Origin of the sequence: Alloalcanivorax marinus (genome assembly GCF_016785095.1) — a bacterium.
In the GTDB taxonomy this organism is placed as follows: domain Bacteria; phylum Pseudomonadota; class Gammaproteobacteria; order Pseudomonadales; family Alcanivoracaceae; genus Alloalcanivorax; species Alloalcanivorax marinus_A.
The window spans coordinates 174760-195744 of the sequence record NZ_JAEKJB010000009.1 but is presented as its reverse complement, the minus strand read 5'-3'; the positions used below and the strand labels follow the sequence as shown (position 1 = coordinate 195744).

The window sequence follows — 20985 nt, the reverse complement described above, 5'->3', positions numbered from 1 at the left end:
CAGGGGCTAGGGTCTAGGGGCTGTCGGCTTCGGCCTGCTCGGAGGCGCGGCGCATGCGCGCCGCTTTCACCATATTGTCCTTCACCTGCAGGATCTCGATCAGATAGTCGTCCACGCGGATCGAGGTGTTGGCGTCCGGAATGTCCTGCAGGTGCTCCAGGATCAGGCCGTTCAGGGTGCGGGGACCGCCGGTGGGCAGGTCCCAGTCCAGGGAGCGGTTGATCTCGCGCAGGTGGGTGGCGCCGTCGATCACGTAGCTGCCGTCCTCCTGGGGGTGAATGTCCTGGCTGGTGGCCGCCAGGTCGGTGGTGAATTCGCCGACGATCTCCTCGAGGATGTCCTCCAGGGTCACCAGGCCGAGCACGTCACCATACTCATCCACGACGATGCCGATGCGTCGCTTGGCGTTCTGGAAGTTGATCAGCTGCCGGTTCAGGGAGGTGCCCTCGGGCACGAAGTAGGGCTCCACGGTGTACTGCATCAACTCCGCCTTGTTGATGTCCTCCTTGAGCAGCAGGCGGCTGAGCTTGCGCAGGTGCAGGGTGCCGAGCATGTTGTTCGGGTCGCCCCGGTACACCGGCAGGCGGGTGTGCTGGCTGGCGCGCAGGGTATTGAGGATTTCGTCCATGTCATCCTCCAGGTCCACGCCCACCATTTCGTTACGCGGAATCATGATGTCCTCGACGGTGACGCTCTCCAGGTCGAGGATGTTGAGCAGCATCTTCTGGTGTTTTTCCGGGATCAGGCCGCCGGCCTCGTTGACCACGGTGCGCAGTTCCTCCGGGCTCAGGTGATCCTCGTCATTCTGGCCCAGCGGCGAGCCCGCCAGGCGCAGGAACACCATGCTCACGCCATTGACCAGCCACACCAGCGGCGACAGCAGCAGTTGCAGGGGCTTGAGCACCACGCTGGCCGGGAAGGCGATGCGCTCCGGCTTGATCGCGGCGTAGGTTTTGGGCGTGATCTCGGCGAACACCAGCATCACCAGGGTGATCACCACCGGCGCCACCGCCGCGCCGGAATCCCCCAGCCAGCGGATCGCCAGAATGGTGGCCACGGTGGCGGCGAAGTTATTGACGAAGTTGTTGCCGATCAGGATCACCGACAACAGCCGGTCCGTGCGGCGCAGCAGCTCCTCCACCCGGGTGGCGGCCCGGTGGCCCTGGCGGGCCAGGTGACGCAGCCGGTAGCGGTTGATCGCCACCATGCCGGTCTCACTGCTGGAAAAGAAGGCGGAGCCGAAAATCAGGATGATCAGGGCGGTAAGCAGCCACCCGTCGGAAAAACTGTCCAAGAGGAAGTCGTTCTGTTGCTTATTGGCAGGCCATTGTTTGGGGGTGGCCGGGGGCTGTCAAGCGAAAGGCGGGGTCAGTCGTGGCCCAGCCAGAGGGCGGTGAGCTGGGCGCGGCTGCGCGCGTTGAACTTGCGAAACAGGGTTTTGACGTACTCGTGGGTGGTGTGGGGGCTCTGGCCCAGGGTATCGGCGATGGCTTTCTCGGCATGGCCGGCGAGCAAGTGCTTGAGCACCAGGCGTTCGGTGGGGGTGAGCGGTGCCTCGGCCATGAACTGGCCATGGCTGAGGTGAATCTGGCGATTCAGCCAGCTCAGGCTACGCAGGGCATAGCGGGCCACCTCCATATCCCGGGAGGTGAAATCCGCCTGGTCGCGCAGGCGGTCGAACACGAAAAAGCTCTCCAGATCCTGGTTCACCGGCATCACCACGAACAGGCGGTCGGTGATGCCCCGACCAAGATAATGGTGAATGTAATGATCGCCGCGATAAAACGCCGCTGAGACATGGTCGCGCAGCAGGGTGGCGCGGAAGCGTCCGGCCTGATGCACGTGGTTGCGGGTGGATTCGTCCGGGATGCCCTTGTCCAGACGCTTCACGGTGGCCACGTAGACTTCCTGGTCCGCCGGCAGCTCACCGAAGAACCGGATCGAGCGGGCGCGCCAGCCGAGCAGGGCGTCGCCGTCGTCATCGACGAGCCGGATCGAGCACAGCCAGTAACCGTGGTGGGAGTCGATCAGCCCGGCGATCCGGTTAAGCAGGAGGTCCAGGGCGGTATCCGGTTGCGAGGCGGGGAGTTCCGCCAGCTCATCCCAGAGAGCGTGGATGGCTGCTTGATCCGCCTCGCTGATATTCATCGGCGGCCAAGAACCACTTCCAGCACCAGTTGCGAGCCGAAAAACGCCACCAGCAGCACGGCGAAGCCGGCCAGGGTGAAGCGGATCGCGGTCAGGCCGCGCCAGCCGCGCAGGTGGCGGCCGGCCAGCAGCACCGCGAAGATCACCCAGGACGCCAGGGTCAACACGGTCTTGTGCACCAGGTGCTGGGCGAACAGGTCGTCCACGTACAGGAAGCCGAACAGGATCGCCACGGTGAGCAGTGCCTCGCCCAGCCAGATGGTGTCGAACAGCATCGACTCCATCACCTGGATCGGAGGGAACACCCGCATCACGCCGCGGATATGGCCATCCTTGAGCTGGCGATGCTGTATCAGCAGCAGGATCGCCTGGCAGGCGGAGATCACCAGCACCGAATAGGCCAGGATCGACAGCAGTACGTGCAGGCCGATGCCGTGCTCCAGGGGGTGCACCCGGTAGCCGGTGTTGATCCACAGGCTGGCGGGGATGATCAGCGCCGCGAACGGGAACACCAGGGCGCCGATCCACTGAAAGGGCCGGTACAGGCTGGAAACGATGACCAGGCCGGCGCCCACCGCCGACATGCACGAGGCCACCGGCAGCACGCCCAGCAGCAGCCCCTGGTCGGTGACCATGAGGAAATACAGCGATACCGCGTGCACCGCCGTCGCCACCGCGGCGGGGGCCAGCAACAGGGCGGTGGACGGCGCGCTCTGGGAGCGGAACTGCCGGAATACCAGCAGTGACGCCAGGGCGTAAAAGAAAGTGGCGGTCAGGCCAAGGGCCTCGGCAGGGCTCATAAGTCGAGATTTCTCCGGAAAAGCCGCCGAAGTCTGGCATAGGTGGGGGTGCTTTTGAAGCGTCCCGCCATGACGGATCGGGCCTTGGTGCCCTATAATCGGCCCCCTGTCGCTCAGGCCCCGGATTCCGGGCCGGGCGCCCGCAATTCTGGAGGTTGATGATCATGTTCGAGAATCTCACGGACCGTCTGGGTCAGTCGCTCAAGAGCCTGGCCGGTCAGGGGCAGCTCACCGAGGACAATATCCGCGACACCCTGCGCGAGGTGCGCAAGGCGCTGCTGGAGGCCGACGTGGCCCTGCCGGTGGTCAAGGAGTTCGTCGAGCAGGTGAAGGAAAAGGCGCTCGGGCAGGAAGTGCTCAAGAGCCTCAATCCGGGCCAGGCGTTCGTCAAGATCGTCAACGACGAGCTGGTGCACACCATGGGCGACGCCAACGACGCCCTGGATCTGTCGGTCAAGCCGCCGGCCATCATCCTGATGGCGGGTCTGCAGGGCGCCGGCAAGACCACCTCCGTGGCCAAGCTCGCCCGCTATCTGCAGGAACGCGAGAAGAAGAAGGTCATGGTGGTGTCCGCGGACGTGTACCGCCCGGCGGCCATCGACCAGCTCGAGACCCTGGCCGGCGAGGTGAAGGCGGAGTTCTTCCCCTCCAGCGGCGATCAGGACCCGGTGGACATCGCCAACGGTGCTCTGCAGGCGGCCCGCAACAAGTACATGGACGTGCTGATCGTGGACACCGCCGGTCGTCTCCACGTGGATGAGGACATGATGGCCGAGATCAAGCGCCTCAACAGCGCCATCTCGCCCACCGAGACCCTGTTCGTGGTGGACGCCATGACCGGCCAGGACGCCGCCAACACGGCGCGCGCCTTCAATGACGCCCTGCCGCTCACCGGCGTGATTCTCACCAAGGCGGACGGCGACTCCCGGGGCGGCGCGGCGCTGTCGGTGCGCCACCTCACCGGCAAGCCGATCAAGTTCATCGGCATGGGCGAGAAGACCGACGCCCTGGAACCGTTCCACCCGGACCGGATCGCCAGTCGCATCCTCGGCATGGGCGACGTGTTGTCCCTGGTGGAGCAGGCCGAGCGCACCCTGGACAAGAAGAAAGCCGACAAAATCGCCAAGAAGTTCAAGAAAGGCAAGGCGATGGACTTCGAGGATCTGAAGGATCAGTTCCAGCAGATGCGCAACATGGGCGGGCTGGGCAGCCTGCTCGACAAGCTGCCCGGCATGGGTTCCATGATGCAGGCCGCCCAGGACCCGGCGGCGCTGAAACAGATGAAACACATGGAAGCGCTGATCGACTCCATGACTCCCAAGGAGCGCCGTAATCCGGACGTCATCAAGGGCTCGCGCAAGAAGCGCATCGCCGCCGGGGCCGGCCTGGAGATCCAGGATCTCAACCGGCTCATGAAGCAGCAGAAAATGATGTCCAAGATGATGAAGAAGATGCGCACCAAGGGCGGCATGAAGAACATGATGCGCGGCATGGAAGGCATGATGGGCGGCGGCTCCGGCGGTGGCATGGGGGGCGGTGGCATGCCCCCGGGTGGCGGTATGCCGCCGATGGGCGGCGGCGGCGGTCTGCCCCCCATGGGCGGAGGCCGCTAGCCGGGCTTTATCTCGCCGGCGGATGGCCGTATAATCCGCCCCCTTCGCGACCCGTCCGGCCCTGGCGCCGGCGGGGTTTCAAGCGGATACGATGGCCCGGGGCGAAGCCCGCGGGCCGGGAAACCGGATTGAAAACAAGGTATTGCAACTATGGTAGTTATTCGTCTCGCCCGTGGTGGCTCCAAAAAACGCCCCTTCTACCGCATCGTGGCCGCCAACAGCCGCGACGCCCGTGATGGCCGTTTCATCGATAACCTGGGTTTCTTCAACCCCATCGCCCGTGGCGGTGAAGTGCGTCTGAAGCTGGACGTGGAAGCGGTTGAAGCCTGGATGGCCAAGGGTGCCCAGCCTTCCGAGCGCGTCAAGGCGCTGGTCAAGGAAGCTCGCCGGGAAGCCCAGCAGAGCGCCTGATCATGCTGACACCCGATGAGGTGTTGGTGGTGGGCCGCATTGTCTCGGTCCACGGCGTCAAAGGGTGGGTGAAGGTGTATTCCTTCACCGACCCGATGGAAAACATCTTCGATTACCAGCCCTGGCATTTGTTCGAGGACGGCGCCTGGAAACCGGTGAAGATCGCCGGCAAGCGCCGTCAGGGCAAGGGGCTGGTGGCAGGCCTGGACGGTTACGACGACCGTGACCGGGCCGCCCGCGAACTGGTGGGCCGGGAAATCGCCGTGCCCCGCTCGCAACTGCCCGAGGCCGGCGACGGTGAGTATTACTGGCGGGACCTGATCGGCCTGCGGGTAAAACTCGAGGACGGTCGCGACCTGGGCCGGGTGCACGAGCTGCTGGAAACCGGCGCCAATGACGTCCTGGTGGTGCGCGGCGACGCCGACAGCCTGGACCGCCAGGAGCGCCTGTTGCCCTGGACCCCCGATGAGGTGGTCCGCGCGGTGGACCTGGACGCCGGCGAGTTGCGGGTGGACTGGGACCCGGAGTTTTAGTGCGTATCACGCTGGTCAGCCTGTTCCCGGAGATGGCCCGCGCGGTCACCGACTTCGGTGTCACCCGGAGGGCGGTGGAAAACGGCCTGCTGACGCTGGACACGGTGAACCCCAGGGACTTCACCGAGGACCGGCACCGCACCGTGGACGACCGGCCCTTCGGCGGCGGCCCCGGCATGGTGATGAAGGTGGCGCCGCTGGAAAAGGCCCTGGCCGAGGCCCGGCGCCGCGCCGGGCCGGCGAAAACGATTTATCTGTCCCCCCAGGGACGGCCGCTGACCCAGGCGAAGGCGGCGGAATTGGCCGCCGAGCCCGGGTTGATCCTGCTGGCCGGGCGCTATGAGGGGGTGGACGAAAGGCTGATCGAGACCGAAGTGGATGAACAGGTGTCGATCGGTGATTACGTGCTCAGCGGCGGTGAGTTGCCGGCGCTGGTGCTGATCGACGCGGTCACGCGTTTGTTGCCCGGGGTGCTCGGGCATCAGGACTCGGCGGCCCAGGACTCGTTCTCCGGCGACATGGAGAACCTTCTGGACTGCCCGCACTACACGCGGCCCGAGATGTACCGGGATCGCGCCGTGCCTGAGGTGCTGCTCAGCGGGGATCATGAACGGATCCGTCGCTGGCGGCTCAAACAGGCACTGGGACGCACCTGGCGGTGGCGTCCCGACTTGCTCGAGGCGCGCCGCGCGCGGGGCTTGAGCAAGGAAGAGAGCGAGTTGCTCGACGATTACATCCGCGAATACCAGGCGGATGACGACGGGCGGCGATACAGCGACCAATAACCGAGGAGCGCGCCATGAGCGGCAAGAAACCCCTGATTCAGGAAATCGAACAGGCACAGTTGAAGACCGACGTGCCCGAGTTCGGCGCCGGTGACACCGTCACCGTGCAAGTGAAAGTAAAGGAAGGCAACCGGGAGCGTCTGCAGGCGTTCCAGGGCGTGGTCATCGCCCGTCGCAACCGCGGCCTGAACTCCGCCTTCACCGTGCGTAAGGTCTCCCACGGCGTGGGCGTTGAGCGGGTGTTCCAGCTGCACAGCCCGATCATCGATTCCATCGAAGTGAATCGTCGCGGTGACGTGCGTCGCGCCAAGCTGTACTTCCTGCGCGAGCGCTCCGGCAAGTCCGCGCGCATCAAGGAAAAAATCCGCTAAAACGGCGCGCGCCGCCAGGCCGGCCCGCGAGCCACGTCGCTTCAGCCTTTGCTGTAGGGCAATCGGAAGCGACCTCTGGACCGGGCCGGCTGGATTTCCGGATAAAAGAAGGGCCGCCCCTCGGGGCGGCCCTTCTTTTTGTCGGTGGTTCTGGCCGGGATCGTGCCGTTAACGGGCCACCGCCCGGAACACCACCAGCACCACCAGCGCGCCGATCACGGCGGTGACCAGGCCGCCCAGGCTGAAGGAGCTCACCGGGCCGCCAACGCCGGCCATGGAACCCAGCCAGCCGCCGACGATGGCGCCGATAATCCCCAGAATGGTGGTGATGATGAAGCCCCCGCCATCGCGGCCGGGCATGATCCACTTGGCGATGATCCCCGCCAGCAGACCCAGGACAATCCACGATAAAATACCCATAAGGTCCTCTCCTGCGCCGGTACATTATTCGCCTCCCCAGTATGCCAAGGGCATGCCGGCGTGCCGGGTAATAAAAGGTAAAACCGGGAACGTTTGAGTTTTATCCGGCCTTCGCCAATACTCCCGGCCATGAACGCCTCGCCCCCTTCCTCGCCGCCACCGCTGCCGGATGCCGATCAGGCCCTGATCGATGCCTGGCTGGATGCGCAATGGCTGGAACGCGGGTTGAGCCGTCACACCCTGGAAAGCTATGGTCGTGACCTGCGTCAGCTCGGCCAGTGGCTGGCGGCCCGGGGTGGCGGGCTGGCCCGCTGCCAGCGACTGGACATACTCGAGTATCTGGCCGACCGGGTGGGGGTGAGCGCCCGCTCCGTGGCCCGTCAGCTGTCCGCCATGAAAAGCTTTTTCCGCTGGATGAAGCGGGAAGGGCGTTTACGGGACGATCCCACGCTCAATGTGGACCGGCCGCGCACCGGCCGGCCCCTGCCCAAGACCCTCTCCGAGGCGGACGTGGAATCGCTGCTGGCGGCGCCGGATCTCGATGATGCCCTGGGCCTGCGCGACCGGGCCATGCTGGAAGTGCTCTACGCGTCCGGGTTGCGGGTGTCGGAACTGGTCGGGTTGACCCTGAGCCAGGTGAACCCGCGCCAGGGGCTGGTGCGGGTGGTGGGCAAGGGTGACAAGGAGCGGCTGGTCCCGCTGGGCGAGGAGGCGCTGCATTGGCTGGAGCGTTACCTGCGCGACGGCCGCCCGGCGCTGCTCGGCGAGGATCGGGAGGTGCTGTTCCCGAGCCGTCGTGGCACCCGCATGACACGCCAGACTTTCTGGCATCGCGTCAAGCAGCTCGCCACCCGCGCCGGCGTGCAAAAGTCCCTGTCGCCTCATACACTGAGGCATGCCTTCGCCACGCATCTGCTCAATCACGGCGCCGACCTGCGCGTGGTGCAGATGCTGCTTGGCCACAGTGATCTGTCCACCACCCAGATCTATACCCACGTGGCCCAGCACCGGCTGCGTGAAGTCTACGAGCGCCACCACCCGCGCTCGGGAACCTGAGTCTCGATCAAACGGTCGTATTGCATTCGCAGCCCCCGGGGGCGGACCACACGGACGGAGAACAACGATGAAAGCACTGACAGCCACCGCACTGGGCCTGCTGATGGCCGCCGCGGCCACCGTTCACGCCGACGGGGGAATGGATGAGAAGGCATTCCGCGCCGAATTCCAGGAGGCCTTTCCCCGCGCCCGCATCACCGCCATCAATCCGTCCCCGGCGGAAGGGCTGGTGGAAGTGGAACTGAATGGCCAGGAAATCGTGTACGCCTCCAAGAACGGCGAGTTGATCTTCACCGGCGATGTCATTCAGATGCGCGACGGCGAGGTGGTCAACCTGAAGGAGGAGCGCTATCGGAAGGTGCGCCGCGACGGGCTGGCCGCCGTCGACAAGGCCTCCATGATCACCTACCCGGCCGAGGGCGAGGAAAAGGCGGAGATTTACGCCTTCACCGACATCACCTGCGGCTACTGCCGCAAGCTGCATCGGCACATCGAGGAATACACCGGCGAAGGCATTACCGTGCATTACCTGGCCTTCCCGCGCGGCGGCCCCGATTCCCAGGCGGCCGAGGACATGCGACACATCTGGTGTGACGCCGACCCCCGCCAGGCGCTCACCGCCGCCAAGCTCAACGACAAGGTGTCCGACGCGAAGCTGGCCGACTGCGCCGACGCGGTCGATCGGGACTACCAGATGGGGCTCGACTTCGGCGTGCGTGGCACACCGGCCATCTACACCGCCGAGGGCGCTCAACTGGGTGGTTACGTGACCCCCGAACAGCTCAATCAGCGCCTCGGCCTGTAATCGCCCGGTGCCCTTCAAGGCCCCGTCTGGCGGCGGTTTGCGCCGCTCCGGCGGGGCCTTTTACATTGACGGCACCGGGCTGCGCCGTTAATGTGTCCGGCTTCCCAGTGACCCACCCAAGGTGATGCCGTGGACGCCGATTTTCAGCGCATCAAGCGCCTGCCCCCCTATGTCTTCAACATCGTCGGCGAGTTGAAGATGGCGGCGCGCGCGCGCGGCGAGGACATCATCGATTTCGGCATGGGCAACCCGGACCAGCCGACCCCCAAACACATCGTCGACAAGCTCACCGAAGCGGCCCAACGCGGCGATACCCACCGCTACTCCCAGTCGCGGGGCATTCCGCGCCTGCGCAAGGCGATCACCGACTGGTACCGGCGCCGCTATGAGGTGGAACTGGACCCGGCCTCCGAGGCCATCGTCACCATCGGCTCCAAGGAGGGGCTGGCGCACCTGGCCCTGGCCACCATGGGGCCCGGTGACACCGTGCTGGTGCCCAACCCTAGCTACCCGATCCACCCCTACGGGTTCGTGATCGCCAACGCCGACATCCGCCATGTGCCGCTGGTACCCGGCGTGGATTTCTTCGAGGAACTGGTGCGAGCCATCAAGGAAGCCTGGCCCAAGCCCAAGTTGCTGGTGTTGAATTTTCCCGGCAACCCCACCGCCCAGTGCGTGGACCTGGCGTTTTTCGAAAAGGTGGTGGCCATCGCCCGGGAGCACGGCATCTGGGTGGTGCATGATATCGCCTACGCGGACATCGTGTTCGACGGCTACAAGGCGCCGTCGATCCTGCAAGTGGAAGGCGCCCGGGACGTGGCGGTGGAGTTCTTCTCCCTGTCCAAGAGCTACAACATGCCCGGCTGGCGGGTCGGCTTCTGCTGCGGCAACAAAGAGCTGATTCACGCCCTGGCGCGCATCAAGTCCTACCTGGACTATGGCACCTTCACGCCGATCCAGGTGGCCGCCATCGCCGCCCTGGAGGGCGACCAGAGCTGCGTGGAGGAAATCCGCGACCTGTACGAGCGGCGCCGGGACGTACTTTGCGACGGCCTCAACGACCTGGGGTGGACGGTGGAAAAACCCCGCGCCACCATGTTCGTCTGGGCACCGCTCCCGGAGCCCTATCGGGAAATGGGCTCCCTGGAGTTCTCCAAGAAACTGCTGCGCGAGGCGGGCGTGGCGGTATCGCCGGGCATCGGTTTCGGCGACTACGGCGACGACCATGTACGCTTCGCCCTGATTGAGAATGAACAACGCACCCGGCAGGCGCTGCGCGGCATCAAGAAGATGTTCCGCGCCGACGGCCTGCTGGACTGATCGAGAGGAAAGCACGTGAATCCGGTAAAGGTCGGCATCGCGGGTCTGGGCACGGTGGGCTCGGGCACGGTTAACGTTCTGCAACGCAATGCCAGGGAAATCGCGCGGCGGGTGGGGCGTCCCATTGAGATCGCCCACATCGGCGCGCGCCGTGATAATCCGGACTGCGACATCAGCGGCATCCGCGTGTCCCGGGATATTTTCGCCGTGGCCACGGACCCGGAAGTGGACATTCTGGTGGAGCTGATCGGCGGCATCGACACCGCCCGCGAGCTGGTGCTCACCGCCATCAAGAACGGCAAGCACATCGTCACCGCCAACAAGGCCCTGATCGCCGAGCACGGCAACGAGATCTTCCAGGCCGCCCACGATATTGGCGTGGACGTGGCGTTCGAGGCGGCGGTGGCCGGCGGCATTCCGATTCTCAAATCCCTGGGCGAGGGCCTCGCCGCCAACCACATCAACTGGGTGGCGGGCATCATCAACGGCACCGGCAACTACATCCTCACCGAGATGGAGCAGGGTGGCCGGCCGTTCGCCGAGGTGCTCAAGGAAGCCCAGGAGCTGGGCTACGCCGAGGCCGACCCCACCTTCGACGTGGAAGGCGTGGACGCGGCCCATAAGCTCACCATCATCGCCTCCATCGCGTTCGGTATTCCGCTGCAGTTCTCCAAGGTGTACATGGAGGGCATCGGTCGCATCACCATCGAGGACGTGAAGAGCGCCGCCCAGTTCGGCTACCGCATCAAGCATCTGGGCATCGCCAAGGACACCGGCAACGGCATCGAACTGCGCGTGCATCCGACCCTGATTCCCACCGAAACCATGCTGTCGGCGGTAAACGGCGTGATGAACGCGATCATGATCGACGGCGATGCCGTGGGCCCGACCATGTATTATGGCGCCGGCGCCGGCGCCGAGCCCACCGCCTCGGCGGTGGTGGCGGACATCATCGAGATGGGCCGCGCACTGACCGTGGACCACGAGGAGCGGGTGCCCTACCTGGGCTTCCACGCCGACCAGATGTCCGACGAGCCCATTCTCACCATCGATGACGTGTCGTGCAGCTTTTACCTGCGCCTGCACGTGCAGGACAAGCCCGGCGTGCTGGCGGACATCACCCGCATCCTCAGCGATAACCGGGTCAGCATCGAGGCCATGGTGCAGAAGGAAACCGAGGAGGGCCTGGTGCCCATCGTGATGATGACCCACCGGGTGCTGGAAGGGGACATGAACGCCGCCCTGGCCCGCATCGCCGCCCTGGACACCGTGGACAAGAACATCATGCGCATCCGCGTGGAAACGCTGGACGCCTGAGACGCACAGAGAGACGACGACATGCCATTCCGTGACCGCTACACCGGCCTGATCAACCGCTACCGGGATCACCTGCCGGTGAACGACGACACCCCGATCATCAGCCTGGGCGAGGGCAACACCCCGCTGATCCGGCTCAAGAACATTCCGCGCCTGCTCGGCAAGGACGTGGATATCTACGTCAAGTACGAAGGCCTCAACCCCACCGGTTCCTTCAAGGACCGTGGCATGACCATGGCCGTCACCAAGGCGGTGGAAGAGGGCAGCAACGCCATCATCTGCGCCTCCACCGGCAACACCTCGGCGGCGGCGGCGGCCTACGCGTCGCGGGCCGGCATCACCGCCTTCGTGATCATTCCGGAAGGCAAGATCGCCATGGGCAAGCTGGCCCAGGCAATGATGTACGGCGCCGTGATCATGCAGATCCGCGGTAACTTCGACCAGGGCATGCAGCTGGTCAAGGAAGTGGCGGAGAAAGCGCCGGTGACCGTGGTTAACTCGGTCAACCCCTACCGGCTGCAGGGCCAGAAGACCGCCGCCTTCGAGATCATCGAGGAACTGGGCCGGGCTCCGGATTACCACTGCCTGCCGGTGGGCAACGCGGGCAACATCAGCGCGCATTGGATGGGCTACAGCGAGTACCACAAGAGCGGCGTGGTCAACGCCGCCCCCGCCATGGTCGGCTACCAGGCCAATGGCGCCGCGCCGTTCCTGCGCGGCGCGCCGGTGGAAAATCCGGAAACCGTGGCCACCGCGATCCGTATCGGTAACCCGCAGTCCTGGGATAAGGCCTGGAACGTGCAGAAGGAATCCGGTGGCTGGTTCGATGAACTGGCCGACGAGGAAATCCTGGCGGCGCAGAAAATGCTGGCCGAGAAGGAAGGCGTGTTCTGTGAGCCCGCTTCCGCCGCTTCCATCGGCGGCGCCATGCGTGATATTCGCGCCGGCAAGATCGCCGAGGGCAGTACCGTGGTCTGCACCCTCACCGGCAACGGTCTCAAGGACCCGGACACCGCCATCGAGCAATGCCGTGAAGACCTGCAAAAAGGCTCACGCATGGTCACCATCGATGCCGACCTGGACGCCGTGCGCGACGCCATCGTCAATAATATGTGATGTCAAGTCAGTTTACGTGAAAATAAAAAACGCGGCTTTCGGGCCGCGTTTTTTATTTGTTTTATCACGACAAAATTCCTCTACAAGGCTCGGGTTCCCGGCATTTTGCAATTTTTTTCCATTGCCGGAATCCCCGGTTTTTACAGCGTTTCGCTGCGCAAAGTCTGATCAAAAAAATGTCCGTGATTTGACATCGGCACACTGATCTTTAGGCTTTCGTCTACCTTCTGCTGGGGAGACGACAATGAGAAGTTCTATTATTAAAGTGCCCGCGATGGGCTTGATCGCGGCTTCCACGGCCCTTGTGCCCCTGACCGCGCAAGCCGGCGCCGAACTGAGCGCCGGTGTTTGGTGGGTTTATCAGAACGTCACCAAATCCGATTTTACGTCACCGGCTTTCAGCGAGGAGCTGGATGATGAAACCGGTGGTAATTTCGCCGACCCTTCCCTGGTAATTTACGCCGATGACGACGGCAGCTATGGCCCCTGGCATTTCAGCGCCGAAACCCGTTTCGGCACCGGTTCCTTCACCAACACCGCCAGCAATAACAGTGGCGACAATATTGTCGTTCACAAGGCCTGGATCGGTTACGACGTAACCGACAGCAGCAGCCTGAAAATCGGTAAGAGCCAGGTGCCCTTCGGCTGGAAAACCGCTAACTTCTGGCCCGGCGACGGCCTGGAAGGCGGTTACGGCGACCAGATGGACGTGGGCCTGAAATACAGCGCCGACGCCGCTGGCGGCCTTCATTATGACGTTGCTTATTTTCACCAGGACGACTGGGGTGAGGATTCCACCGATACCGTGGATGACAACGGCCACTGGGGTACCAGCGACACTTACCGCAAAATCAAAACCGGCGTGGTGAACCTGGACTGGAATTTCATGGAAGGCCACACCGTGGGGGTCTCCGCCCAGTATGGTCGCATGCAGGATCTGGCCGCCGCCGACGTCGCCAATCGTAACGATGAAGGCACCCACCAGGCCTACGATCTGCACTACATGTTCGAGAAGGGCAACTGGTCCGCCAAGTACCGCTTCATTCACGCCGAGCGTGATTTCAGCGGCATGGATGCCTTCCTGGCTTCCGCCTCCGCGCCGGCGGACGAGGAAGTGGAAACCCAGCGTCACGTGGCGGAACTGGGTTACACCCATGACAATTGGTTCTACTACGTGGATGCCGGTGTCGCCAGCACCGACACCACCGGCAACGATGCCGACGACGTGACCTTCTACGCACCGGGTGTGCGCTACCAGTACGGTCCTGGCTGGATCTATCTGGAATACCTGGGCTCCGACGGCGACATCGCCGCCTCCGGCGATATCTATGAGTCGGACTTCAACGCCCTTTACGTGGCGTTCGACTTTTACTTCTAAGCGACGGCACGTCGACCACCGGCCGGCCCTTCCCGGGCCGGCGTTCCGGGGTCCGGCGTGCACACCCATGGTTATCCTTCGGGGGTAATCATCGGTGTCCACTCCGGGCCGTTCCGTGCGGACCCTTCCATCTTGATATCCCGATCCGGTCCGCGCATGACGCAACAGGAGTCATGCCATGAGCGTGGAATACGAAACAGACTACGAAGTAGGACAGGATAATGTGCAGGTCCTGGGCATGGACATGCACAATCCGGTGTTCTTCATCAGTGCGGTGCTGATCCTGGCTTTCGTGATCGGCACCCTGATTTTCCCTGAAAGCGCGAACAGCGCCCTGGCCGGCGCCAAAGGCTGGACGATCGAAAACTTCGACTGGCTGTTCATGCTCGGCGCCAACATCTTCGTGGTGTTCTGCGTCGCCCTGATCTTCCTGCCGGTGGGGCGCATCCGCCTTGGCGGTCAGGACGCCAAACCCAGCTTCTCGACCCTGTCCTGGTTCGCGATGCTGTTCGCCGCCGGCATGGGCATCGGCCTGATGTTCTGGAGCGTGGCGGAGCCGGTGGGCTACTACACCGACTGGTTCGGCACGCCGCTGAACGTGGCCCCCAACACGCCCGAGGCACTGGACGCCGCGCTCGGCGCCACCATGTACCACTGGGGCCTGCACCCCTGGGCGATCTACGGCGTGGTGGCCCTGTCGCTGGCGTTCTTCGCCTACAACAAGGGCATGCCGCTGACCATCCGCTCCGCGTTCTACCCGATTCTCGGCGAGCGTTGCTGGGGCTGGGCCGGCCATATCATCGACATCCTGGCGGTGCTGGCCACCATCTTCGGTCTGGCCACCTCCCTGGGGCTGGGCGCCAAGCAGGCCGCCGGTGGTCTGCATTTCCTGTTCGATACGCCCAATGCCATCAACGTGCAGATCGCCATCATCACCGGTGTGACCGCCTGCGCGGTGCTGTCCGTGGTGCGTGGCCTGGACGGCGGCGTCAAGCTGCTCAGTAACATCAACATGGGCCTGGCCGCCCTGCTGTTGTTGTTCATCATGGTGACCGGGCCGACCCTGCTGATCTTCACGTCCATGGGGCAGACCGCGGTGGATTACGTGGCCAACTTGCTGCCGCTCAGTAACTGGGTCGGCCGCGAAGACCAGGGCTTCCTCCACGACTGGACCGTGTTCTACTGGGCCTGGTGGATTTCCTGGTCCCCGTTCGTGGGCATGTTCATCGCCCGGGTATCCTATGGCCGCACCGTGCGCGAGTTCCTCACCGCCGTGCTGATCGTACCGACCCTGGTAACCATGGTATGGATGGCGACTTTCGGGGGCAGCGGCCTGGACCAGGTGGTCAACGGCGTCGGGCAACTGGCGGATGGTATTGGCGAGTCTTCCCTGGCGCTGTTCCAGATGCTGGAGCAACTGCCGTTGGCGGGCATCAGTTCATTCCTGGCCATCGTGCTGGTGCTGGTGTTCTTCATCACCTCCTCGGACTCCGGTTCCCTGGTGATCGATTCCATCACCGCCGGCGGCAAGCTGGACGCGCCGGTGCCGCAGCGCATTTTCTGGGCGGTCATGGAAGGCCTGATCGCCGGCGCGCTGCTGTTCGGTGGCGGTAAGCAGGCCCTGGACGCGCTGCAGGCGGGGGCCATCACCACCGGTCTGCCGTTCACCGTGGTGTTGCTGCTGATGTGCGTGAGCCTCTACAAGGGGCTGGCCGCGGAGCGCAAGCTGCTCAAGGCGGCCGCCTGATCGGTCCTCCGAAGAGCATCAGGCAGCAATAGGCCGCACAAAGAAGGGCGCGTGAGAACGCGCCCTTTTTTTGTGCCGCCCAGCCGCTCCTACAAAAAATCCCAACCTACGAACGGCGGGTGGCGCGGTTGATGGTGTATTGCAGGTTCAGCAGCGCCGGCAGGTGCGGGCCGATCAGACCCTTTCCGGTGGTCAGCAGGGCGCCGCTCAGGGCCCGGTCCGGGTCCGCCCAGCAATAGATGCTGATAAAGCCCAGGTGGCCGAAGGCGCGTGGCGCGGCGGGGCCGAACAGGCCGATGCCCCGGTTGCCGAGCATGAAACCCGGCGAGAACGTCAGCGGCAACATCAGCGTGCGGTCCAGTCGTGGCCGCCGCGACGCCGGCGCCCGGGCGGCGGCCACGGTGTCCGGGTGAAACAGGCGCCGGCCCCGCCACTGGCCGCCGTCGAGCAGCATCTGGAAGAAGCGGCCCGCTTCCTCGGCGGTGGCGTAGAGATTGCCCGCCGGTACCGTCACGTCCTGGAAGCGGTCGTCGTTGGTGACCCGCACCACCTCGTCCAGGGTGCCGCCCACGGCGTGGTTGAGGAACAGATCCACCAGCTTCATCGGCACCCCGGTGCTCATATCCCGGGCGCGCTCCGGGCCGGTGCCGCCGAAGGTGAAATAACGCATTCCCAGGGGCTGGCGGATTACCCGGTCCAGGGTGGTGTTGAGCGGTTCTCCGGTGACTTTTTCCACCACCGCGCCGAGCACGAAGCCGGCGGTGATGGCGTGGTAGGCCTGGGTGCCCAGGGTGCTGGGCCGGGCCCGGCACAGGATGTCGAGAATGTCGTCCGGGCGATAGAGGATATCCGGGTCCACCGGCCGGTCCGGGCGCGGGATGCCGGCCCGGTGGGTGAGCATGTGGCGCACGGTGGTGCCGTGCTTGCCCTGGCGGCCATAGTCCGGCAGATAGCGGCTGACCGGATCGTCCAGGTTCAGCCGGCCGCTTTCGGCCAGGTGGTGCACCAGCATCGCGGTAATGGACTTCGAGGCGGAGAACAGACAAACCGGGGTGTCCGGGGTCAGCAGGCGCTCGCTCACGGGGTCCGCGTAGCCCAGGGTGCGGTTGATAACCACCCGGCCCTCGCGGCGCAGACACAGGGCGATGCCCGGGCTCATGCCGGTACGATACAGGCGCCGGGTGGCTCTCCAGATCGCCGCCACGTCTTCTTCCGACAGCCCCGCCTCGGCGGCCGGGACCTCCTCGCCGACGCGGGTAATCCGGTCCAGATCGCGGGGAATCGGCGTGCGGGTTTCACAAAGAAGACGATTGAGGCGGGGACGTAATACCATGGGACATCCTGTTTACCCGGAGCGGAGGGGCCATTGTCCGTGCCGGCCAAACGTGGACAATGGCCGAAAGGACTCGCGGTCGGTCAGCCGCGCCAGTCGCCCGAACGGGCCGTAACGAGAAGGGAGCAACCGCCATGAACAGCGTCAAGCAGTCCGACTTCGAGAGCTTCGAGGAGTTTTACCCCTACTACCTGCAGGAACACAGCGATCCCACCTGCCGCCGCCTGCACTTCTTCGGCACCCTGGGCCTGTTCGCGGTATTGCTGGGAGTCTTCATCACCGGCAACCCCTGGGGGCTGCTGCTGCTTCCGGTGGTGGGCTACGGGTTCGCCTGGGTGGGGCACTTCTTTTTCGAGAAGAACCGGCCGGCGACCTTCAAGCATCCCTGGTACAGCCTCGCCGGTGATTTCGTCATGTTCAAGGACATCCTGGCCGGGCGCATTCGCTGGTGAACGCGCCGCAACGCTTTATTCCCGGCCAGCCGCCGCGCCCCCGGGACCCTACCCGGCCCGACCTGGATTCCGCGGAGCGGATCGAGCGCATGGTGGCACTGTTCTACGAGCGGGTGCTGGCTGATCCATTGCTGGCGCCGGTGTTTCTGGAGGTGGCGCGCATCGATCTGGACGCGCACCTGCCGCTGATCGCCGCCTACTGGAAGAAGCTGCTGCTCGGCGAGCCCGGCTATGACCGGCACATGATGGCCAAACACCGGGCCGTGCATGATCGGGAGCCGCTCACCGGCGCCCATCATGAGCGTTGGCTGACGTTGTTCCATGCCAACCTGGACCAGCATTTCGACGGCCCGCAAACCGACCGCGCCCGGCTGATCAGCGCCCGGGTCATGCACAACCTTTACCACAACCTGTCGCGGTCTTGATCGCGGCTGAAGCCGCTCCTACAGCATTCTTGTCACACCGCAGGAGCGGCTTCAGCCGCGAGGCCCCTTTCCGTCACCGAAAAGAGGCCCTTGGCGAATGCCGTGACGGCTTATCGCACCACCACGAAGAAGATGCCGCCCTCGCGGTTCACGCGCAGCAGTAGTGGCGCGTCCTTGTCCTTCACCGCGCTGCTCAGTTCGTCCATGGACGCCACGTCCTGGCGGTTGGCATTGATGATCACGTCGCCGCCGCGCAAACCGGCCCGCCAGGCCGGCGAATTGCGCTCCACGTTTTCCACCAGCACGCCCCGGTCCACATGGCTCAGTTCGCCCTGGCGCAGGTCGCGCATGGCCGCGCCCTTGAGGTGGCTGGACACGGCATCGCCGTCGCCGGCCTGCTGGCTGGATTCGCTGATCACCGCGGTGACCCGGCGTTCCTTGCCATCGCGCAGAATGCTCAGGGTGATCTTCTCGCCCACCGGTGACAGTCCCACCTTGTTGCGCAGGTCGGAGGCCCGGTTCACCGGCTGACCATCCACCGCCCGAACCACGTCGCCGGCCTTGAGCCCGGCCTCGGCGGCGGCGCTGTCTTCCAGCACATTGGTGATCACCACGCCCTTGCGGGCTTCCACGTCCAGGGCCTCGGCCAGTTCATCGCTGAGATCCTGCACGGTGACGCCAAGCACGCCGCGGCGCACCTCGCCATGTTCGATCAACTGGGTCATCACGTTTTCGGCCATGTTGGTGGGGATGGCGAAGCCGATGCCCACGTTGCCGCCGGACGGCGCCAGAATGGCGGTGTTGATGCCCACCAGTTCGCCCTTCAGGTTGACCAGGGCGCCGCCGGAGTTGCCCGGGTTGATGGAAGCGTCGGTCTGGATGAAGTTCTCATAGCCCTCGATGCCCAGGCCGGTACGGCCCAGCGCCGAGACGATGCCGGAGGTCACGGTCTGGCCGAGGCCGAAGGGGTTGCCGATGGCGACCACGAAATCACCCACGCGCAGGGACGAGGAATCCGCCAGCTTCACCTGGGTCAGGTCCTCGGCTTTCTCCAGCTTGAGCACCGCCAGATCCACTTCCTGATCCAGGCCCACCAGCTCCGCGGACAGCTCGCGGCCGTCCTTCAGGGTCACCTCGATCTTGTCGGCGTTACGCGCCACATGGGCATTGGTAAGTACGTAGCCCTTGTCGGCGTCGACGATCACGCCGGAACCGGCGGCCACCGCGCGGCGCGTGGGCGCCTGCTCGGGCAGATCGAAGAATCGTCGGAAGAAGGGGTCCTGCATGAGCGGGTTCTGAGCCTGGCGCACCTGCGCCTCGATGGCGATGTTGACCACCGCCGGGGATACGTCCTCGATCATGGGCGCCAGGGAGGGCAGGGCGCCGCCGTCCGGCGTTCGGTCCGGCAGGGCGGCGCCGGCGGTTTGGCTGAAGGCCAGCAAAACGGCGCCGGCCCAGGCGAACAGTGCGTGCTGTTTCATCGCTGCATACAAGGGTCAATCCTCCTGTACCACATGGATAACACGAGGGGTTCGACCGAAAAGTGTGATCAGGGTTCCAGTTCGAAAATTCTTACCCGGTTGTAGTCGCTGGATTCCCCCAAATCCGGCCAGGTGGTGGCGTGCCAGTGGCCCAGCAGATGGAAGCCGGGCGGGTCCAGATCGGGAATGCGTGAATCCGCCAGCCACATGGGCAGGCCGGCGGCCTGGAAGCGCGCCAGCAGCGGCAGGTTGTCCCGGTCATAGAGAATGTCCGCGGCGGTGAGCCGGTCGGCCCGCGCCAGGCTCGCCTCGAGATCGTCGCTGAGCGTCACGGATACGCCATTGAGTCGGGCGTTGGCCTCGGTGGCGGCCAGGGCGTCCGGGTCCAGGTCGCAGGCGATAACCTCGGCGGCGCCGGCGCGGGCGGCGGCGATGGCCACCACCCCGGAGCCGGGGCCCACGTCCACCAGGCAGCGGCCGCGCACCCATTCCGGCCGGGCCAGCAGGTGGCGCGCCAGCACCTGGCCGGAGGCCCAGCACAGCGCCCAGTAGGGCGGCGCTTCCATGAGCGCGTTGGCCACTTCCTGGTCGAGGCGTTCGTCCACCAGCTTGTCCAGCAGCCACAGGGAAAGCTCGGGTACCAGAGGCAACGGCGTGGCCACCAGGCGGATATCCGGCAGCAGCCGGTTGAGGCGCGCCTGCAGTTCGGTGGGCGGGTCAGTCCTGTTCGCCACGGCGGATCGCCTCGCTGAGCAGAAAGTTGAAGCGCTTGGGATCGGCCAGTTCGCCGTCCTCCCGCAGCGCCGGGTAGGGCACGCCGAAGCGTTGGCAATGCTGCGCCAGTTTCGGGTGCGCCCATTGGAAAAAGGTGTCGCGGTGCTGGGCCTCGCTCAGCCGCGAGCGGTCGTAGAGCCCGGCGGCGCGACGTTGCTCGCAGGCCTCGGCCAAAATGATCGCCGCCGCCACGCTGACATTGAACGACGACACCATGCCCATCATCGGAATGAACACATGCTGGTCCGCCGCCGCCGCGCTGGTGGCGTTGACGCCGGTGCGCTCGGTGCCCAGCAGCAGGGCGGTGGGGCGGGTGTAGTCCACCTCACGGTAGGGCACCGCCCGTTCCGACCAGTGCGCCGCAAGCACCTGCAAGCCGCGCTCGCGGGCCGCGCGGATGGCCTCCTCGCCATCGTGGTGCTCGCGCACGTTCACCCAGCGCTGCGAGCCCAGAGCGGTGCGCACCGTGTCGCGGGCCCGGTTGTTGGGCAGCGCGGCGTGCAGTTCCAGCACCCCCACCGCGTCGCAGGTGCGCACCACGGCGGCGATGTTGTGCGGCTTGTGCACGCCGTCCATGATCACGCTCAGGTCCGGCTGGCGGCGGGCCAGCGTCGCCCGCAGGCGCCGCAGACGTTCCGGGGTCATTCTCTCTCCGATGTCCGGCAAAGGGCGATTGTAGCAAACGCCGCCGTTGATCGCG

General features: G+C 65.1%; 22 protein-coding genes. 14 read left to right on the top strand and 8 right to left on the bottom strand.

All coding sequences use genetic code 11. The features are described 5' to 3' along the window. Window positions 1-13: 13 nt before the first annotated feature. The 3 genes from JF515_RS12625 to JF515_RS12615 all read right to left on the bottom strand — a co-directional run bounded on the left by JF515_RS12625 (window position 14) and on the right by JF515_RS12615 (window position 2948). Window positions 14-1294 (bottom strand): HlyC/CorC family transporter, encoded by a 1281-nt coding sequence (locus JF515_RS12625; RefSeq protein WP_203104792.1) that lies wholly within the window; start codon window positions 1292-1294, stop codon window positions 14-16. Window positions 1295-1368: 74 nt separating this feature from the next. Continuing rightward, the gene (locus JF515_RS12620; RefSeq protein ID WP_203104791.1) at window positions 1369-2148 is read right to left on the bottom strand and encodes a helix-turn-helix transcriptional regulator; all 780 of its coding nucleotides are present in this window, start codon (window positions 2146-2148) and stop codon (window positions 1369-1371) included. Then, window positions 2145-2948: a cytochrome C assembly family protein gene (locus JF515_RS12615; RefSeq protein WP_203104790.1), complete on the bottom strand. Its 804-nt coding sequence runs from the start codon at window positions 2946-2948 to the stop codon at window positions 2145-2147. The genes JF515_RS12620 and JF515_RS12615 overlap by 4 nt, the downstream gene beginning before the upstream one ends. A gap of 164 nt (window positions 2949-3112) precedes the next feature. Here JF515_RS12615 and ffh point away from each other — a divergent pair, with 164 nt between their 5' ends. The 5 genes from ffh (at window position 3113) to rplS (ending at window position 6661) form a co-directional block, all read left to right on the top strand. Next, window positions 3113-4561, top strand: coding sequence for a signal recognition particle protein (ffh, locus tag JF515_RS12610; RefSeq protein ID WP_203104789.1), 1449 nt, complete (start codon window positions 3113-3115; stop codon window positions 4559-4561). Between the two features lie 150 nt (window positions 4562-4711). Beyond that, window positions 4712-4972, top strand: a complete 261-nt coding sequence (gene rpsP, locus JF515_RS12605; RefSeq protein WP_203104788.1) for a 30S ribosomal protein S16 — start codon at window positions 4712-4714, stop codon at window positions 4970-4972. Window positions 4973-4974: 2 nt separating this feature from the next. Beyond that, complete coding sequence (gene rimM, locus JF515_RS12600) at window positions 4975-5505, top strand: ribosome maturation factor RimM (protein ID WP_203104787.1); 531 nt, start codon at window positions 4975-4977, stop codon at window positions 5503-5505. Next, window positions 5505-6290 carry a tRNA (guanosine(37)-N1)-methyltransferase TrmD gene (gene trmD, locus JF515_RS12595; RefSeq protein ID WP_203104786.1) on the top strand — a complete coding sequence of 262 codons (786 nt, stop codon included), beginning with the start codon at window positions 5505-5507 and terminating at the stop codon, window positions 6288-6290. The genes rimM and trmD overlap by 1 nt, the downstream gene beginning before the upstream one ends. A 14-nt stretch (window positions 6291-6304) precedes the next feature. After that, window positions 6305-6661 carry a 50S ribosomal protein L19 gene (gene rplS, locus JF515_RS12590; RefSeq protein ID WP_203104785.1) on the top strand — a complete coding sequence of 119 codons (357 nt, stop codon included), beginning with the start codon at window positions 6305-6307 and terminating at the stop codon, window positions 6659-6661. Between the two features lie 168 nt (window positions 6662-6829). On the opposite strand, the gene JF515_RS12585 is transcribed toward rplS, so the two are convergent. Beyond that, on the bottom strand, window positions 6830-7081 hold the full coding sequence (locus JF515_RS12585; RefSeq protein ID WP_203104784.1) for a GlsB/YeaQ/YmgE family stress response membrane protein: 252 nt from the start codon (window positions 7079-7081) through the stop codon (window positions 6830-6832). Window positions 7082-7210: 129 nt separating this feature from the next. Between JF515_RS12585 and xerD the strand changes: the two genes are divergently transcribed. The 7 genes from xerD to JF515_RS12550 all read left to right on the top strand — a co-directional run bounded on the left by xerD (window position 7211) and on the right by JF515_RS12550 (window position 15820). Continuing rightward, window positions 7211-8137 (top strand): site-specific tyrosine recombinase XerD, encoded by a 927-nt coding sequence (gene xerD, locus JF515_RS12580; protein ID WP_203104783.1) that lies wholly within the window; start codon window positions 7211-7213, stop codon window positions 8135-8137. Between the two features lie 67 nt (window positions 8138-8204). After that, complete coding sequence (locus JF515_RS12575; RefSeq protein ID WP_203104782.1) at window positions 8205-8942, top strand: DsbC family protein; 738 nt, start codon at window positions 8205-8207, stop codon at window positions 8940-8942. Between the two features lie 129 nt (window positions 8943-9071). After that, window positions 9072-10262, top strand: coding sequence for an alanine transaminase (gene alaC / locus JF515_RS12570; protein ID WP_203104781.1), 1191 nt, complete (start codon window positions 9072-9074; stop codon window positions 10260-10262). 15 nt (window positions 10263-10277) lie between these two features. Further along, window positions 10278-11579: a homoserine dehydrogenase gene (locus tag JF515_RS12565; protein ID WP_203104780.1), complete on the top strand. Its 1302-nt coding sequence runs from the start codon at window positions 10278-10280 to the stop codon at window positions 11577-11579. A 21-nt stretch (window positions 11580-11600) separates the two neighbouring features. Beyond that, complete coding sequence (gene thrC / locus JF515_RS12560; protein WP_203104779.1) at window positions 11601-12695, top strand: threonine synthase; 1095 nt, start codon at window positions 11601-11603, stop codon at window positions 12693-12695. Window positions 12696-12939: 244 nt separating this feature from the next. Then, window positions 12940-14073: a hypothetical protein gene (locus tag JF515_RS12555; protein WP_203104778.1), complete on the top strand. Its 1134-nt coding sequence runs from the start codon at window positions 12940-12942 to the stop codon at window positions 14071-14073. 178 nt (window positions 14074-14251) lie between these two features. After that, window positions 14252-15820, top strand: coding sequence for a BCCT family transporter (locus tag JF515_RS12550; protein WP_203104777.1), 1569 nt, complete (start codon window positions 14252-14254; stop codon window positions 15818-15820). Between the two features lie 106 nt (window positions 15821-15926). Here the strand turns inward: JF515_RS12550 and JF515_RS12545 are convergent, their stop codons facing one another. Further along, entirely contained in the window at window positions 15927-17153 is a 1227-nt protein-coding gene (locus tag JF515_RS12545; RefSeq protein ID WP_203104776.1) for a serine hydrolase domain-containing protein, read from the bottom strand. 134 nt (window positions 17154-17287) lie between these two features. Between JF515_RS12545 and JF515_RS12540 the strand changes: the two genes are divergently transcribed. Together JF515_RS12540 and JF515_RS12535 are read left to right on the top strand one after the other, a co-directional pair. Beyond that, window positions 17288-17605, top strand: coding sequence for a DUF962 domain-containing protein (locus JF515_RS12540; protein ID WP_203104775.1), 318 nt, complete (start codon window positions 17288-17290; stop codon window positions 17603-17605). Next, on the top strand, window positions 17602-18030 hold the full coding sequence (locus tag JF515_RS12535; protein ID WP_338015217.1) for a group III truncated hemoglobin: 429 nt from the start codon (window positions 17602-17604) through the stop codon (window positions 18028-18030). The genes JF515_RS12540 and JF515_RS12535 overlap by 4 nt, the downstream gene beginning before the upstream one ends. Window positions 18031-18140: 110 nt before the next feature. Here the strand turns inward: JF515_RS12535 and JF515_RS12530 are convergent, their stop codons facing one another. From JF515_RS12530 to trmH, 3 genes are all read right to left on the bottom strand, one after another. Next, window positions 18141-19511, bottom strand: coding sequence for a DegQ family serine endoprotease (locus tag JF515_RS12530; RefSeq protein WP_203104774.1), 1371 nt, complete (start codon window positions 19509-19511; stop codon window positions 18141-18143). A gap of 68 nt (window positions 19512-19579) precedes the next feature. Continuing rightward, entirely contained in the window at window positions 19580-20245 is a 666-nt protein-coding gene (locus JF515_RS12525; protein ID WP_338015216.1) for a class I SAM-dependent methyltransferase, read from the bottom strand. After that, window positions 20229-20930 (bottom strand): tRNA (guanosine(18)-2'-O)-methyltransferase TrmH, encoded by a 702-nt coding sequence (gene trmH, locus JF515_RS12520; protein WP_203104773.1) that lies wholly within the window; start codon window positions 20928-20930, stop codon window positions 20229-20231. Before trmH ends, JF515_RS12525 begins: the two co-directional genes overlap by 17 nt. Between the last annotated feature and the right edge of the window lie 55 nt (window positions 20931-20985).

Bases quoted from the DNA above. Each gene is read 5' to 3' on its own strand.
- JF515_RS12620 (WP_203104791.1), bottom strand. From the start codon at position 2,148: ATGAATATCAGCGAGGCGGATCAAGCAGCCATCCACGCTCTCTGGGAT.
- JF515_RS12615 (WP_203104790.1), bottom strand. From the start codon at position 2,948: ATGAGCCCTGCCGAGGCCCTTGGCCTGACCGCCACTTTCTTTTACGCC.
- ffh (WP_203104789.1), top strand. From the start codon at position 3,113: ATGTTCGAGAATCTCACGGACCGTCTGGGTCAGTCGCTCAAGAGCCTG.
- rpsP (WP_203104788.1), top strand. From the start codon at position 4,712: ATGGTAGTTATTCGTCTCGCCCGTGGTGGCTCCAAAAAACGCCCCTTC.
- rimM (WP_203104787.1), top strand. From the start codon at position 4,975: ATGCTGACACCCGATGAGGTGTTGGTGGTGGGCCGCATTGTCTCGGTC.
- rplS (WP_203104785.1), top strand. From the start codon at position 6,305: ATGAGCGGCAAGAAACCCCTGATTCAGGAAATCGAACAGGCACAGTTG.
- JF515_RS12585 (WP_203104784.1), bottom strand. From the start codon at position 7,081: ATGGGTATTTTATCGTGGATTGTCCTGGGTCTGCTGGCGGGGATCATC.
- xerD (WP_203104783.1), top strand. From the start codon at position 7,211: ATGAACGCCTCGCCCCCTTCCTCGCCGCCACCGCTGCCGGATGCCGAT.
- JF515_RS12575 (WP_203104782.1), top strand. From the start codon at position 8,205: ATGAAAGCACTGACAGCCACCGCACTGGGCCTGCTGATGGCCGCCGCG.
- thrC (WP_203104779.1), top strand. From the start codon at position 11,601: ATGCCATTCCGTGACCGCTACACCGGCCTGATCAACCGCTACCGGGAT.
- JF515_RS12555 (WP_203104778.1), top strand. From the start codon at position 12,940: ATGAGAAGTTCTATTATTAAAGTGCCCGCGATGGGCTTGATCGCGGCT.
- JF515_RS12550 (WP_203104777.1), top strand. From the start codon at position 14,252: ATGAGCGTGGAATACGAAACAGACTACGAAGTAGGACAGGATAATGTG.
- JF515_RS12545 (WP_203104776.1), bottom strand. From the start codon at position 17,153: ATGGTATTACGTCCCCGCCTCAATCGTCTTCTTTGTGAAACCCGCACG.
- JF515_RS12540 (WP_203104775.1), top strand. From the start codon at position 17,288: ATGAACAGCGTCAAGCAGTCCGACTTCGAGAGCTTCGAGGAGTTTTAC.
- JF515_RS12530 (WP_203104774.1), bottom strand. From the start codon at position 19,511: ATGAAACAGCACGCACTGTTCGCCTGGGCCGGCGCCGTTTTGCTGGCC.
- trmH (WP_203104773.1), bottom strand. From the start codon at position 20,930: ATGACCCCGGAACGTCTGCGGCGCCTGCGGGCGACGCTGGCCCGCCGC.